Source organism: Microbacterium azadirachtae (assembly GCF_000956545.1).
Classification (GTDB): Bacteria; Actinomycetota; Actinomycetes; order Actinomycetales; family Microbacteriaceae; genus Microbacterium; species Microbacterium azadirachtae.
The window spans coordinates 17,638-32,585 of sequence record NZ_JYIT01000065.1; the positions used below are offsets into that span (position 1 = coordinate 17,638).

Here is a 14,948-nt window from a genome sequence, read left to right on the forward strand (position 1 = left end):
CATGAGCACGCCCTCCTCACGACGCGAACACCGCGAGCGGCAGAACAACGCGCAGACGAAGCACGACGCCCCGCGGCCTCGTCGGCGCCGGATCTGGCCCTGGATCCTCGTCAGCGTGCTGGTCGTGCTCATCGTGATCGGGGTCGTCGGCGCGATCATCGGCAAGCACGTCTATGACAGTGCGGCGAAGGCGCGCACCCATCTCGCGGCCGCCATGACCGACGTGCAGCAGGTACAGAAGTCGATTCTTGCGGGAGATCTTGACGCGGCGTCCAAGGGTGCGGACGCGGCATCGCAGCAGACCGCGGCCGCCGTCGCGGCGACGAAGGACTGGCAGTGGCGCTTCGGCGAGAAGCTCCCGATCGTCGGACAGAACCTGGTCGCGGTGCGCACGGTCGCACAGGTGACGGATGGCCTCGCGAACGACGTCGTCAAGCCGGCCGCCAGCGTCCGGCTGAGTGACTTCACGTTCACGGACGGCGCCATCAACGTCGCTGCGATCACGAACCTGTCCAAGACGTTCACGACGGTCGACGCGGGCATCGACAAGGCTCTCGCCGGACTCAAGAAGGTCGACCGAGCCACCCTGATAGGGCCCGTCGCCGACGGCGTGAGCAAGCTCGAGACGGAGCTGAAGAAGGTCGGTCCGACGATGTCGACGGCCCAGGAGGTGCTGAGTGTGCTTCCGAGCGCTCTCGGAGCGAACGGCGCGAAGGACTACGTGCTCATGTTCCAGGGCAACTCCGAAGCGCGCAGCCTCGGAGGTAACGCGGCACAGTTCCTCCCCGTACACGTCGAGAACGGCAAGATCGTCCGCGGCACCGTTGTCAGCAGCTCGGACTTCACCCATCAGCCGAGGCCCGAGCCCGTGGTGCCGTTGGATCCGCAGGCCGTGAACATCTTCGGTGACAAGATCGGGCGGTACTCGCCCGACTTCACCATGGTCCCGAACTTCCCGACGGCCGTGCAGATCCTGCATGGCTGGTGGGCGAGCGACATCCACACGGACTTCCAGGGCGTGCTCTCGATCGATCCCGTTGCGCTGTCCTACGTGCTCGAGGCCACCGGCCCGGTCACGCTGGCCACGGGGGACCAGCTCACGTCGCAGAATGCCGTCTCGCTGCTGCTCAACGAGGTCTACTTCCGGTATCCGCAGAGCAAGGATCAGGATGCGTTCTTCGCGTCGGCTGCTGACTCGATCTTCACCAAGGTCACCGCCGGCGAGGCGTCGCCTGTGAAGCTCATCCAGGCCCTGTTCCGCGCAGCGGACGAGGGTCGGCTGCTGTATCAGAGCGACGACCCCCAGCAGACGAAGCTCATCGACAACTCCCGAATGAGCGGGATCATGCCGACGAGTAACGCCGAGCAGACCGCAGTGGGCGTCTATCTCAACGACAACACCGGCTCGAAGAAGAGCTACTACCTCGACATGGCGATCGATGCCTGCCGTGCAGACGGGGGAGCGGTGTCTGGGCACGCCACACTGACATCGACGCTCACCCAGGACAAGGCGAACGAACTGCCCAACTACATCAAGGGACCGTACTTCGCTGCGGAGGACATCAGCAGCTACGTCGTGGTGTACGGGCCCGTCGGCAGTGAGCTCACGGGCATCACGATCGACGGCAACCCTGCGTCGCCGTTGAGCCAGGGCGAGCATCTCGGCCGCCCCGCCGTGAAAGTCGAGGTCGTGAACCACCTGACCGACACGCACACGATCGCATTCTCGTTCAAGACGGCGAAGACCGAAGGCCCGCTCGCGATCTGGACGACGCCGATGTCGCGTGCGACCCCGGCGAAGGTCGACCCCACCTGTCAGTGATCACCGCGGCAGGGCCGCGCGCCTGCGCATGAGGATGACCGCGAAAGCCCCCACCGCGGTCCCCACCGTGTTGGCGACGACGTCGGACAACGTCGCATAGCGGGACGGGATACCGAGCTGCACGATCTCGATCAGCGTGCTGAACAGCATCCCCGCGGCGACGATCCAACCGCTGTGGAGGGAGGGCCAGCCGCCGGCGAGGCACAGGCCCAGAGGGATGAACAGGGCGACATTGGCAAGGAACTCGAGCACCGGGTAACCGATCGTCACGGGCACGCCGGCGTGGGTCAGCAGCTTCGCCGCGGCGTTCACGATCCCCGTCACCTTGCCGGCGTCCTCCGCCGGCAGCCAGGTCAGCAGGAGGATTCCCGCCACGACGAACGGCAGCAGCGACCGTGCTCCGAACATCGCAACGCGATCGGGAGACGGGCGCGAGCGCGCGGCGGGATCCTTCGGAAGCTCCTCGAACATGGCCTTCCGACTCTACGGGGTCACCTCGGACCACAGCGGCAGCAGGACAGGCGGCGCCGAACACTCAGACCTGAACGAACCTCTGCAGCTCACGAGCAAAACGTTCCGGCCCGAACCGCTCGCTCAGGATCCGCGAATCGAACCGGGCGAGGCGCAGGGCGGCTTCGATACCGGTGGCCAGATCAGCGGGGTCCGTGGATGCCGCGATCACTCCGGAGACACCGGGAACAATCGTCTCTACCTGTCCGCCGATCGGACCCGTGACGACGGGAGTGCCCGTCGCCTGCGCTTCGACCGGAACGATCCCGAAGTCCTCGATAGGAGGGAAGACGAACACGGCACTGAGCTGCATCAGGGCGTACATCAGCGCATCCGAGGGCGCGATAACGAAGCTGACCGGGACTCCCGCCTCCGCCGCTCGAGCGCGGAGACGCCTCTCGTCCGGTCCGCGACCCGCGATGACGACGGGCAGCCCGACACGATCAGCGGCCGCGATCACGAGATCCAACGCCTTGTACGGGGTGAATCGTGATGCCCCCATGACGAATGTCTCCGGCAGTCCGTCGAGAATGCGCCGCTCGTCGGGATCGAGCACATGAGCGCGCCAGTCGGACTTCTCGCCGATCGCCTCCACGGCGACGGGCGGGTGGATCACCGTGGCGTCGCGCTGCCACGCCCGCGCGATCCTGTCCCGGACGAATCGACTGTTCGCCGCGATCCTCGTGGCTTCCTGCGCCCGGCGGCGATCGATGCAGCGGAAGGTGGGAGCGGCAGCACGAACAAGCGCGGACCGTCCCCGATCGTCGGACTCCGGATCCCACAGGTAGCGCGCGGGGGTGTGTGCATAGACGAACTTCGGCACCGACGGATCAGGGACCTTCACGTGATGGGCGAAGACATACGAACTTGCGAGGACCCATTCGTGATCGTCTCGGACGGGCGCCCGGCGCCATACGGCATCGAGCAGCGGCAGTGAAGCAGCCTTGTGTTTGCGGAACGGCGTCCGTGACAGCCAGGACTCGGCGACGCGTCCGTTCGGGAACCGCTCTGGTGCGTCGTTCCACAGGCAGTAGATCTCCGAGTCGGGAAAGATCTCGCCCATGGAGTCCAGGACCCGCTCGGCGCCACCGGAGCGTTCGATCCACTCAGTGACGATCAACCCCGACATGGCGCCCGCCTCCGACGTCAGTACGCGCCGGCGCCGTTGAACACGACGCGAAGCGTGCGCCAGAGGATGATGAGGTCGCCGGTGAGGGACCAGTTCTCGACGTAGAAGAGATCGAGGCGCACGCTGTCGTCCCAGGAGAGGTTCGACCGGCCGTTGACCTGCCAGAGCCCGGTGATGCCCGGGCGCACCAGGAAGCGGCGCTGCATGCGGGAGTCGTAGTGCTCGACCTCGGTGTTGAGCGGCGGACGGGGCCCCACGAGCGACATGTTGCCGCGCAGCACGTTGATGAGCTGCGGGAGCTCGTCGAGGCTGTGCCGGCGCAGAGCCCGCCCCACCGGCGTCACCCGGGGGTCGTTCTTCATCTTGAACAGCACGCCGTTGCCGTCGCTCTGATCGAGCAGACCGGGCAGGCGATCCTCCGCGTCGACGACCATGGTGCGGAACTTGAGCATCTCGAAGCGCCGGCCGTCGGCGCCGATGCGCTGCTGACGGAACAGCGCGCGCCCGCCGTCCTGGCGCACGAGGAGGGCGAGCGCCGCGAAGATCGGGCTCAGCACCACCAGGGCGATCACGGATCCCACGATGTCGAACGTGCGCTTGGCGACGTACTTCGTGCCCTCGAACGTCGGGTAGTCCACCTGGATCAGAGGCAGGCCAGGGGTCGGGATGGAGTGCAGGCGAGGACCGGCGATCCCCGTGAGCGCCGGCGCCACCAGCAGTTCGATCTTCGCGGCCTCGAGCTCCCAGCCGAGCTCCTGCAGCGCCTCGGGGGAGAGGCGGTCGGAGCCGCTGTACACCACCGTGTCGGCGCCGCTGGCCAGCAGCACCTCGAGCGCGTTCTCGAAGCCCGCCAGCACCGGCACGCCGGGGAGGAGATCCCGATCCGTGCCGCCGAACTCGGTCACGGCGCCGAGCAGCTCCACGCCGAGCCCGGGCTCGCGGAGGATCGAGGCTCCGACGTGGCGAGACTTCTCGCGCTCGCCGAGCAGCACGGCGTGGTGCGTGAACCTTCCGAAGGCACGCTGGCGCTGCAGCCACCGCCGCCAGCGCCACCTGCCGAAGAACAGCATGCCCAGCCCGATCGGGAAGGCGATGAGCACATATCCGCGTGCGATCTGCAGCTGGAAGCCGAACGCGAGGATCGCGAGCACTCCGAACAGCCGGATCGTCGCGTCGGCGACGCGTTTGTACTCGAGCGTGCCGCCCCCGACGAGCTTGGCGTTGCGCGAGCCGGACAGGCGCAGCGCGAGCAGCCAGACGAGTGCGAGCGCGACCGAGAAGATCGAGTACTCGACCTCTGCGTCGAGGACGCTGAACCCGGCGACGCGAGAGTCGCCGAAGCCGAATCTTCCGACCTGAGCGAACGCGACCGCGGCGAACACGATGAACATATCCGTGACGGCGAGGCGTCGAACATACGCCTGCCGCCACAGCGCGACGTTGTGTGCCGTCGCGACAAAGTCGACTTTCCCAGACAATTCCCCAGTACCCGTTCCCACAACGGTGGATGGTGCGACCATCCTGCTTCCCCGCGGTCTCGGCCTTCCCAGGGCCGGGATTCGCGGGCGTCCGCGCCTCCCAAAGACGTGGACGAGTACATGCTAACTCTCGATCAGCGAGGAATCCAGAGCCTGGAATATCGCACGCGCGTCAGGCGCCGTCGGCGTGTGCGATCCGGCGTGAACGACGGCGGGAGGCGTCCGAGAACTCGACGATGAGAAGTCCGATCGCGGCGCCGGCCGTGTTCGCGATGATGTCGAGCACCGAGTCGCTGCGCGACATCAGGAAGAGACCTTGCACGGTTTCGATCACGACGGTCGTGACGAATCCCAGCGGAAGCACGAGATACCGGCGCCGGGGGAGGAACACGGAGAGGAAGATGCCGAAGGGCACGAACATCGCGATGTTCGCGAGGAACTCGGCGCGGACCAGCGTGAGCCCCGGGATGACTCTGCCCAGGGTGCGGATCGCGGGATCGAAGGCGGAGAGGAAGGGATAGGGCGAGAACACGATGATCGCGACGACGACGGCGTAGATCAGCGCCCACGTGGTCAGCCGGCGCCAGAACGAGGCCGAGCTCGGCGGGATCCCGCTCACGTCGTCACCCCCAATATGGTCGCGCGGCAGAACGATCATTGTGACAGAGCGGCCGCACAGGAATCCTGTGCGGCCGCTCAATCAGAGGTTGTCAGAGGGCGAGTCGCTCACGGACGACCTCGGCGAGCTGGTGCGCGTACTCGTGGGCGGACGCCTCGTCGGCGGCCTCCACCATCACGCGGACGAGCTGCTCGGTGCCTGAGGGGCGCAGCAGCACGCGGCCGGTGTCGCCGAGCTCGGCCTCCACCGCGCGCACGGCCTTCTGCAGGTGCTCGTCGTCGGTCTTGGTGCGGTCGACGCCCTTGACGTTCACGAGCTTCTGCGGGTACACGGTCATGATCGAGGCGAGCTCCGCGAGCGTCTTCTTCTGGCGCGCCATCTCGGCGACCAGGTGCAGACCGGTCAGCACGCCGTCGCCCGTGGTGGCGAAGTCGCTCATGATCACGTGGCCGGACTGCTCGCCGCCCAGCGAGTAGCCGCCGGCGTTCATGTCCTCGAGCACATAGCGATCGCCCACGGCGGTCTGCCGCACGGTGATGCCGTTCTCGCGCATCGCCACGTGCAGGCCGAGGTTGCTCATGACGGTCGCGACGAGCGTGTCCTGTGCGAGCCGACCGCGCTGCTTCATGGCGACCGCGAGGATCGCCATGATCTGGTCGCCGTCGACGATGTTGCCGTCGGCGTCGACCGCGAGGCAGCGATCGGCGTCGCCGTCGTGGGCGATGCCCACATCGGCGCCGACGCGCACGACCTCGGCGGCGAGCTTGTCGAGATGCGTGGATCCGACGCCGTCGTTGATGTTGACGCCATCAGGATCCGCACCGATCACGGTCACCTTGGCGCCCGCGTTGCGGAACGCCTCGGGGGAGGCGCCGCTGGCTGCGCCGTGGGCACAGTCGAGCACGACGTGGATCCCGTCGAGGCGATGCGGCAGCGACGCCAGCAGGTGGATGACGTAGCGGTCCTCGGCATCCGAGAAGCGGCTGACCCGTCCCACGTCAGCGCCGGTCGGGCGCAGCTTCTCGCCGGCCATCGCCTCTTCGATCCGCTGCTCGACGACGTCGGGCAGCTTCACTCCGCCGCGGGCGAAGATCTTGATGCCGTTGTCGGGCGCGGGGTTGTGGGATGCCGAGATCATCACGCCGAAGTCGGCGTCGATGTCGGCGATCAGGAACGCCGCAGCGGGCGTCGGCAGCGTCCCCGCGTCGAGCACGTCCACGCCGGAGGAGGCGAGCCCCGCCTCCACGGCAGCGCTGAGGAAGTGTCCCGAGATGCGCGGGTCGCGGGCGACCACGGCCGTGAGGCGCTTGCCTGCGGCCTTGCGGGCCTCGGCAATACGGCCCTGGCCCAGGACGACGGCAGTCGCCTGGGCCAGGGTGAGCGCGATATCGGCGGTGAGGGGGCCGTTGGCCAGCCCCCGCACCCCGTCGGTACCGAACAGAGCCATAGAAGGGACTGTAGGGTTTAGCGCTTCGAGTACTGAGGAGCCTTGCGGGCCTTCTTGAGACCAGCCTTCTTGCGCTCCTTCACGCGAGCGTCGCGCGAGAGGAAGCCGGCCTTCTTCAGGGTCGGACGGTTGTTCTCGGCGTCGATCTCGTTCAGCGCGCGGGCGATGCCCAGGCGCAGGGCGCCGGCCTGGCCCGAGGGGCCACCGCCGGAGATGCGGGCGATCACGTCGTAGGCCCCGGCGAGGTTGAGCACCGTGAACGGGTCGTTGATCAGCTGCTGGTGCAGCTTGTTCGGGAAGTAGTCCTCGATCGTGCGGCCGTTCACCGTGATGGTGCCGGCACCCGGGACGAGGCGCACGCGGGCGATGGCCTGCTTGCGGCGACCCACGGCAGCGCCGGGGACGTTGAGAACGGGACGCGGAGCGGTCTCGACGGCGGCGGCCTCAGGGGTCTCGGTCGAGAAGTTCTGCGGGAATTCGGTGGTGTCGATGTCAGCCACGAGTATGTCCTTATTCGTAACGGCGCTTACTGGGCGACCTGGTCGAGGGTGTACGTCTTGGGCTGCTGAGCGGCGTGCGGGTGCTCGGAGCCGGTGTAGACCTTGAGCTTGGCCAGCTGCTGGCGGCCCAGGCTGTTCTTCGGGAGCATGCCGCGGATCGCCTTCTCGACGGCGCGGACCGGGTTCTTCTCGAGCAGCTCGGAGTAGGCGACGGCCTTGAGCCCGCCCGGGTGACCCGAGTGGCGGTAGGCGATCTTCTTCTGGAGCTTCTGACCCGTGAGCGCGACCTTGTCGGCGTTCACGATGATGACGAAGTCACCCGAGTCGATGTGGTTGGCGAAGGTGGCCTTGTGCTTGCCGCGCAGAAGCGCTGCGGCGTGCGAGGCGAGGCGACCGAGAACGACGTCGGTGGCGTCGATGACGACCCAGTCACGCTGGACCTGCCCGGCCTTGGGGGTGTAAGTGCGCGTCACAATAGTGCTGCTTTCTTGATCGAACGGAGAGGTTCGTGAATCCCACTCCGGGGTGGTTCCCTCCCGAGGGAGAGGAACACGCCAGTGGAGGGCTCACGTTCGTGCGTGCGACCAGCAGTGATCGCACACCAAAGAGAAAGCTTACGGCATCACGGCGCCGAACCGCGAATCGGGCTGCCGTACCCCTTCCGGCGGGATGCCGGGTGACGTAGTCTGCCCCTAGCGGTCCGTGGGAGACCGTGGCGCCTGTGGGAGGCGCCTGAGAGTGCCACTGGGGAGGCACGGGTGAGCGACGCTGCCCGGCCGTTGCGCGCGGTCGAACCATTGCACGCGATCGATGATCGCGACGTCGAGGACGCGTGGAAGTCCGGACTCTTCGGCCGCGCGGAGCATGCCCTCGCGGCCGGCGGCTGGCAGGCGGGATCCTCCGGCGGGTTCCCCCGCGTCTACGTCGTCGCCGATCACGCCGGCCTCGGCGGCAGCGAGGTGATGCTGCTGCGCATCGCCTCCGTGCTGCGCGAGCTCGGCGTCGACGTGACCGCGGTCGTGCCGGATCCGTCTCCGGTGCTCGTCGCCGCCGTGAGGGAGGGGCTCTCGGTGATCGCGCTCCCCGCGCGCCATCCGGTCACCTGGCCCTGGGCGCTGCGGCGGTGGGACCGCACGCGCCCGCCCGGTCTGCTCTGGTGCAACGGGCTGATGCCCTCTGCCGCCACGATCGGGCGCCGCGATCGGCTGGTGCATCTGCACCGGAGTCCGAGCGGACTGCGCGGCCTCGTGGCGAGGCTCGCGCGGCGCGGCGCGGTCGCCACGCTCGTGCCCTCCTGCGCGATGCTCGAGGCGGTGCCCGGCGCCGTCGTGCTCCCGAACTGGACCGACCGGATGCGGCGCGCGGATCCGCATCCGGACGAGGACGGGCGGATCCGGATCGGGTTCCTGGGCCCGCTCGGACTCGACAGCGGGGTGCATGTGCTCGCGGAAGCCGTCGAGTGGCTCGAGGACTGCATGCCGGGTCGCTACCGCCTGGTGCTGGCCGGGGAGCCGGTCGGGGTGCCGGAGGAGGATCTCGCGCTCATGGAGGAGGCCCTCGGCCCCGTCGCCCACCTCACGCACCGCACCGGATGGGTCGACACGGCGGCCCTCTTCGACGGCATCGACCTGCTCGTGGTCCCGTCAGTCGTGGACGAGGCGTTCGGCCTGGTCGCCACCGAGGCGATGGCCGCACGCGTGCCCCTCATCGTGAGCGATGCCGGCGCCCTTCCCGAGGTGGTGGGCCCGCGCGGCGAGATCGTTCCCGCCGCTGACCCGATCGCGCTCGCAGAGCGGATCGCCGAGCTGACCGCCGGATCCGCCACCGCCAAGCGCGGGCCGCTGTTCGAGCGATGGTTCGCGGAGTACTCCCCGGGCGCGGGAGCTGCGCGGATGCAAGCCCTGGTCGACGCCCTGGGCGTGCGCACCAGAGACCCGATGCGGTCCGTGCCACGGCCCCAGTGAGGATGTCAGGTCCCCATTCCTGACATCCCGCGCGGCCGGACCGCACCGTGGGGAACGCTGACGACGGGGAGGATATCTCAGCGTCCCCCTGTCGAAGGAGCACGCGTCGCCGTAGAAGTGACGCAGGACGGCCGGTCGGTGCGCGTGAGCGCCGGCACGGTCGCGCCTGCCGCACATCACGAAACGCGGCCGTTCGACTCCTTCTCTGCAGGGGCGTGATGCCGTGCGCCCGGACCCTGGGGAGGGAATCTGATGACCGAGGTGCAGAACACGACGGTGAAGAACGCGCTGGACCGCTTGGCCGCGCTGGACGAGGAGGGGTTCCTCGACGCGTTCTCGCCGAGCGGCTTCGTGGACGACTGGGGGTCGATCTACCGGGGCCGTGCGGAGATCGACGCATGGAGCAGCCGCGAGCTCATCGGCGCGCGCGGAGTGCTCGCGATCACGCGCGTCGACGAGGGCGCCACGGCACCGGAGTCGGGCCAGGAGCTCGTCGTCGTCACCGGCGACTGGCGCTCGTCCTTCGCGAACGGCCCGAGCCGGTTCGAGTTCCTCGTCGTGGACGGGGTCATCTCCTCGATGACGATCCGCGCCGCATGAGCGGGCCGTCCGCAGGTCGCGGAGCTCGGGCGTCGACGCCGCCGCGCTTCGGTCTCGTACGGATGCGCCCGCGCGACGTGGGGGAGCGGGATCGCGGCGTCAGCAACCTCGAGCTGCTCTTCGATCTCGTGTTCGCCGCCGCGGTCGGCATCTCGTCCGGGGCGATGCACGAGCTCACCGCGCACGGAGACCTCTTCGGCGGAGTCGGCGCCTATCTGATGGTGTTCTTCGCGATCTGGTGGGCGTGGATGAACGTGACGTGGTTCGGCACGAGCTTCGACACCGACGACTGGCTCTACCGCGTGCTCGTCATCGTCCAGATGGGCGGCGCGATCACGATCGCCGCGGGGTCGCGGGGCGGGATCCTGCACGGCGACTTCACCTGGGTGGTCATCGGCTATGTCGTGCTGCGTCTGTGCTCGGTCGCGCAGTGGATCCGCGTCGCGTCGGCCAGCCTGGAGTACCGGGCGACCGCTCTGCGCTACGCGGTGTCGATCACGCTCGTCCAGGCGCTCTGGATCCTGCGGCAGCCGCTCGTGCCGGCCGCGCTGCAGGTCCCGAGCCTCCTGGCGATGGTGGCGCTCGAGCTGCTCGTTCCGGTCTTCGCCGAGCGCGCGCGGTCGACGCCGTGGCACCCCCACCACGTCTCCGAGCGATTCGGTGCGTTCACCCTGATCCTGCTGGGCGAATCGGTGGTCGGATCCACCGCCGCGATGCTCGCCGCGATCGAGCATCACGGCGCGCTCGTTTTCATCGGCGTGGCGGCGACGGCCCTGACGGTGCTCGCGGGGATGTGGTGGTGCTACTTCGCGCTGCCCCGCGACGAGCTGGTCGGCGGCCTCCGCGCCACCATGGGTTTCGGCTACGGGCACTTCGTCGTCTTCGCCGCCGCCGGCGCCTTCTCGGTCGGCATCGAGAACGTCCTCGCGGCGCTCGAGGAAGGTCACGGCGTGCAGAGCACCGCGCTCGCCGGAACGCTCACCGTGCCGGTGGCCGCGTTCTTCGCGGCGACCTGGGCGCTGATCCTGCGCCGCACGCTGCCGAGGTGGGCGTCCGTGCTCTTCCTCGTGCTCGTCGCCCTGGTGCTGCTGTGCACCGTCACGCCCTGGTTCTGGCTCCTCACAGCCGCACTGGTCATCGGGATCACCGCGGTCGTCGAGGTCGTGCGGGTGCGGCAGAGGGCCTGACCACGCGGCGGAGCGGGGCCCACCCCGCTGCCGTCACTATTCCGGCCGGACCGACCCGTTCTCCTTTGTGGGGATGAATCTGGGGGCTCGGCACCGGCACGTGACTTCGGTTCGGGAAACACGCGGTGATCGTCGTTGAGCGGTTCTCTGGAGATGCGCGCTGTCGGTTCTGTGACCGTTGCCGTGCATCGGCACGCGCGCCGGTCGGTCCGTTCTCTCGCCGTCGGGCGGGGCCGTGTGGCGTTCGTCGCGAGTCATGACGGCGTCGTCGATGTGTCCCTCGAGGGGCGCCGGATCTCCGCTCGCGGCGGGCAGGGCGTCGTGGTGACCGGCCCGTCGTTGGCGAGGATCTCAGCGGCGCACGGTGCGCAGAGCGCGGTGATCGACGCTCCGAGCGTGGCCCTGGCGGCAGCGCCGATTCCGCATCGGTCGTTGCTGCTCGTCGAGAGCTCCGCTGTCGCTCGACCGTCGAGCGACTTCGTGCTCGCTCTGCTCGCGAGCGGCCACGGTGTTCCCGACCGTACTCTTGCGCATTTCGAGTCCGCGTTGATGGCGCTGATGGATGCGGCCATCACCTCGGGCGCGGTCGAGAAGGTCGCCCCCTCTTCATCGCTGGACCGGGCGATGTCCCTCATCGAGAAGCGGTACGCCGACCACGCGCTGTCGGCCCAGGCGATCGCTGACGACGTGAACGTCTCGTTGCGTCAGCTCGAACGCGATTTCGCGGCGCTCGGCCGGACGATCCGGCAGGAGATCCGGCGCATGAGAGTGCTCAAGGCGGTGGCCCTGCTGCGGGATCCGTCGACGGCTCGCATGAGCATCACGTGCCTCGCCCAGCAGGTCGGCCTCAGCAACGGGTCGAGCCTTGCGCGAGCGATGGCCGCAGAGGGCCTCGCCTCACCCCGGCAGCATCGTGCCGCAGCAAGCGGCGTGGAACCCGAGGCGAATACCCGGCACGACTCGATCTCACACCGCAATCGCCAGAATCGCTCGCTTCGTCGATCGTCATCGCCGGAGTCGCTTTACATGGCTGAGGCCGCGTTGCCGCCCACGTACCGGGCGTCCAGATCCGCGGCCTCCCCGAAACTAAGGCATCAGGAAGAGCGAAGACAATGACGCAGAGCAGTTTCACCCGACATGTACCACGGCGCACGATCATCAAGGGCGCGGCATGGTCCCTGCCCGTCATCGCCGCCGCAGCCGCAGTGCCTGCCCACGCGGCGTCGACCGGCCCCGCCTCGCAGGCGCATCTGTCCGCTCAGGTCGGCGGGTCGATCACCGCGGACGACAATGCCAAGACGGCGACCGGGACGCTCAACGGCGGTGTCGTGATCACGAACGTCAAGAACGGCCCGTGGGAGACCGGTGCGCTGACCGGGAAGTACATCGGCTCCGGCCAGTGGACGAGCTTCGCGATCACGAAGCCGAACGGCCAGCCGTTCGTCAGCGGGGAGACGATCGTGGCCGGGGGCGTGACATGGACCGTCACGCAGGTCGTGACCGACGCGGACGGCACCTGGGAGATCGACTTCGCGGGCCCCTCGCAGTCGGTCAGCGCCGACACGATCTTCTCCCTGCCCGCGGCGGTCTTCTCCGGTGCCTGGACGGGCACCCCGACGACGAGGAACCCTGTCGCAGGCACCGTCTCGGTCGCCGCCGCCAACATCAACAACGGCGTGAGCGTCAGCGGAGCAGTCAGCCACCCCTGACATCGTGAGCACCCGCAGCCTCAGCACTCACCGGCGCAGGGGCTGCGGGGGCCTTCTACGCCTGTCTCGCGGCAGGCGGTGCCCGTCGTCTACGGGACCACGAACCGGTAGGTCATATCCGCCGGGTCCGGGCCCATCGGGTCATATGGCGCCACGGGGTCGTAGACGTCGAGGTTGTGCTCCCAGAGGGGTCCCCAGTAGCCGTCCTTGTCGATGTAGCGCATGGTGAACCAGTACCAGCCGTACGAGTCGACGAGCATGCGGCGCTGGGCATAGCCGTTGGCGTCGAGCGCGACGAACGCGGTGTTGCCCTCCATGGTCGAGACGTAGATGGTTCCGTTCGCCGGCCCGCGGAACTCGACGACGAGGCCGGTGGTCTTGGCCTGCGTCACGGTGAGGTCTTCGAAGCCCGTGACGTTCTCGAATCCGCGCACCTCGATCGGCAGGATGGTGAACATGCCCTCGGTCGCCGGAGACGAGGCCGAGTCGGTGAACGTCCATGCCTGGTACGTGTAGTCGCCGGCCGGGAGCTCGAGGCCGCGCGGGTCGAAGGTCCAGGATCCGTCCGCTCCGACCGTCGGCGTGTACCGCGACGAGTCGAGCTGCACGGCGACCTTGTTGCCCGGCGTCGTCTTCCCGGTGATCACCGGGGCGAGGTATCCGCTGCTCGCAGGGCTGACGACGCCGGGTGAGGATCCGGGGGTGCCCGGCGCCGGGGTGGACGTTCCCGTCGGGTCGGGGGTCGACTGCCCAGGAGCGGGGCCTGGGTCAGGCACGCCCGTCGCCGGGTCGGGGCGTGGTTGGTATTCGAGCGTGTAGCGTTCGGCAATGCCTTGGTCGGCGGGATCGACCTGCCCAGGGGCGCCCACAGGCACGATCGGCGACGAGGGGGCCAGCGGATCACGGGTCACGGGGGGAACGATGGGCTCCGGTGCGACCGGCGCCGTCTGCACCAGGGTCGGCTCCGGCGCCGCCAGCGCCGGGCCGACGGTGAAGAACGGCGCGATGATGAGACCTCCGGCGGTGACCGCGGCTATCCCCCCGCCGATCAGCCAGGCGACAGCGCCTGTGCCGGCGACGACGGCAAGGGCGGTCGCCGTCGTCGCGGATGACAGCGACGCCGTGGCCGCACCGATACCCGCCGAGCCCAGAAGAACACCCAGCGTGGCGCCCTGAAGCCGTGCTGCGCCACCACGGAGGCTGCCCAGCAGCACCCGGCACTCTGCGCATTCCGCGACATGCGGATCGACCTCCGCGATCAGGGTCGCGTTGCGCGGTTCCGTGAGGTACTGCGGGAAGAGGCGGGCGACATGGCTCGTGTCGTCGCGCAGCGCACCGGGAATCTGTCGGCTCAGCCACTGGAACTTCAGTCCCGTCCGAGCCCGGCGCTGCAGAGCGGACACCGCATTGGGCTTGATCTTCAGCTCCCGAGCGATCTCCGGGCGCCCCGCCTCCACGACCTCGGCGAGCCACAGGACCCGTTGCCAGCGTTCCGGCAGCGCCTGCAACGCCTCGAGAACGTCGCCCGCTTCGCTGTCGGTCTCGGCGAGGCTCAGTGCATCGCGCTCGTCGACCGCGTCGATCTCGTCCGTGAAGGTGAGCTGGTCGGCATCCTTGGACCAACGGATCGCCGTGTTGCGCATCACCGCCTTCAGGTAGGACCGGAACGCGAACTGCGGACCGGCTTCGGTCGTCGTCACCTGCTGGTAGATCGCGAGGAAGGACTCCGAGACGAGATCGTCCGCCCGCGCCGGCGAGAGGCGCAGCGCGTACCGCTGCGCCGCCGGAGCGTGACGCTCCCAGAGCGCCGCGTACGCATGCTTGTCCCCGCCGCGGAGTGCGGCGAGGAGTTCGGCATCGGTGCGACCGTCCACTGTTCCCTCCCCAGGAACGAGGTCTGCCGGTCCTCCTGTCCCGGGAGGGCCGGTCGGCGGCGTGTCGCGTCGGGTGCGCGCACGTCTGCTGAATATATCGGAGTTCGTC

At 68.7% G+C, this 14,948-nt stretch carries 14 protein-coding genes; 6 read left to right on the plus strand and 8 right to left on the minus strand.

Going from position 1 to position 14,948, the window contains the following annotated elements:
* Position 1 precedes the first annotated feature (1 nt).
* Positions 2-1,822 carry a DUF4012 domain-containing protein gene (locus RL72_RS05300; protein WP_052674204.1) on the plus strand — a complete coding sequence of 607 codons (1,821 nt, stop codon included), beginning with the start codon at positions 2-4 and terminating at the stop codon, positions 1,820-1,822.
* Here the strand turns inward: RL72_RS05300 and RL72_RS05305 are convergent, their stop codons facing one another.
* The 7 genes from RL72_RS05305 to rplM all read right to left on the minus strand — a co-directional run bounded on the left by RL72_RS05305 (position 1,823) and on the right by rplM (position 7,978).
* Entirely contained in the window at positions 1,823-2,293 is a 471-nt protein-coding gene (locus tag RL72_RS05305) for a VanZ family protein (protein ID WP_052674205.1), read from the minus strand.
* Between the two features lie 64 nt (positions 2,294-2,357).
* Positions 2,358-2,927, minus strand: a complete 570-nt coding sequence (locus RL72_RS20040; protein ID WP_169748215.1) for a glycosyltransferase — start codon at positions 2,925-2,927, stop codon at positions 2,358-2,360.
* A 551-nt stretch (positions 2,928-3,478) separates the two neighbouring features.
* Positions 3,479-4,939: a sugar transferase gene (locus RL72_RS05315; protein ID WP_248700388.1), complete on the minus strand. Its 1,461-nt coding sequence runs from the start codon at positions 4,937-4,939 to the stop codon at positions 3,479-3,481.
* 172 nt (positions 4,940-5,111) lie between these two features.
* Entirely contained in the window at positions 5,112-5,597 is a 486-nt protein-coding gene (locus RL72_RS05320; RefSeq protein ID WP_082072108.1) for a VanZ family protein, read from the minus strand.
* A gap of 52 nt (positions 5,598-5,649) precedes the next feature.
* Complete coding sequence (gene glmM, locus RL72_RS05325; protein ID WP_045249781.1) at positions 5,650-7,005, minus strand: phosphoglucosamine mutase; 1,356 nt, start codon at positions 7,003-7,005, stop codon at positions 5,650-5,652.
* A gap of 17 nt (positions 7,006-7,022) precedes the next feature.
* Positions 7,023-7,505, minus strand: a complete 483-nt coding sequence (gene rpsI, locus RL72_RS05330) for a 30S ribosomal protein S9 (RefSeq protein WP_045249782.1) — start codon at positions 7,503-7,505, stop codon at positions 7,023-7,025.
* A 26-nt stretch (positions 7,506-7,531) separates the two neighbouring features.
* The gene (gene rplM / locus RL72_RS05335) at positions 7,532-7,978 is read right to left on the minus strand and encodes a 50S ribosomal protein L13 (protein ID WP_045249783.1); all 447 of its coding nucleotides are present in this window, start codon (positions 7,976-7,978) and stop codon (positions 7,532-7,534) included.
* 285 nt (positions 7,979-8,263) lie between these two features.
* On the opposite strand from rplM, the gene RL72_RS05340 reads away from it, so the two are divergent.
* The 5 genes from RL72_RS05340 (at position 8,264) to RL72_RS20385 (ending at position 12,965) form a co-directional block, all read left to right on the plus strand.
* Positions 8,264-9,469: a glycosyltransferase family 4 protein gene (locus RL72_RS05340; RefSeq protein ID WP_139168338.1), complete on the plus strand. Its 1,206-nt coding sequence runs from the start codon at positions 8,264-8,266 to the stop codon at positions 9,467-9,469.
* A 252-nt stretch (positions 9,470-9,721) separates the two neighbouring features.
* Positions 9,722-10,069, plus strand: a complete 348-nt coding sequence (locus RL72_RS05345; protein WP_045249784.1) for a hypothetical protein — start codon at positions 9,722-9,724, stop codon at positions 10,067-10,069.
* The gene (locus tag RL72_RS05350) at positions 10,066-11,256 is read left to right on the plus strand and encodes a low temperature requirement protein A (protein ID WP_052674208.1); all 1,191 of its coding nucleotides are present in this window, start codon (positions 10,066-10,068) and stop codon (positions 11,254-11,256) included. Before RL72_RS05345 ends, RL72_RS05350 begins: the two co-directional genes overlap by 4 nt.
* Positions 11,257-11,577: 321 nt before the next feature.
* Entirely contained in the window at positions 11,578-12,372 is a 795-nt protein-coding gene (locus tag RL72_RS05355) for a helix-turn-helix domain-containing protein (RefSeq protein ID WP_169748216.1), read from the plus strand.
* Positions 12,369-12,965 carry a hypothetical protein gene (locus tag RL72_RS20385; RefSeq protein ID WP_045249786.1) on the plus strand — a complete coding sequence of 199 codons (597 nt, stop codon included), beginning with the start codon at positions 12,369-12,371 and terminating at the stop codon, positions 12,963-12,965. The genes RL72_RS05355 and RL72_RS20385 overlap by 4 nt, the downstream gene beginning before the upstream one ends.
* 89 nt (positions 12,966-13,054) lie before the next feature.
* On the opposite strand, the gene RL72_RS05365 is transcribed toward RL72_RS20385, so the two are convergent.
* Positions 13,055-14,839 carry a sigma-70 family RNA polymerase sigma factor gene (locus RL72_RS05365; protein ID WP_045249787.1) on the minus strand — a complete coding sequence of 595 codons (1,785 nt, stop codon included), beginning with the start codon at positions 14,837-14,839 and terminating at the stop codon, positions 13,055-13,057.
* Positions 14,840-14,948 lie beyond the last annotated feature (109 nt).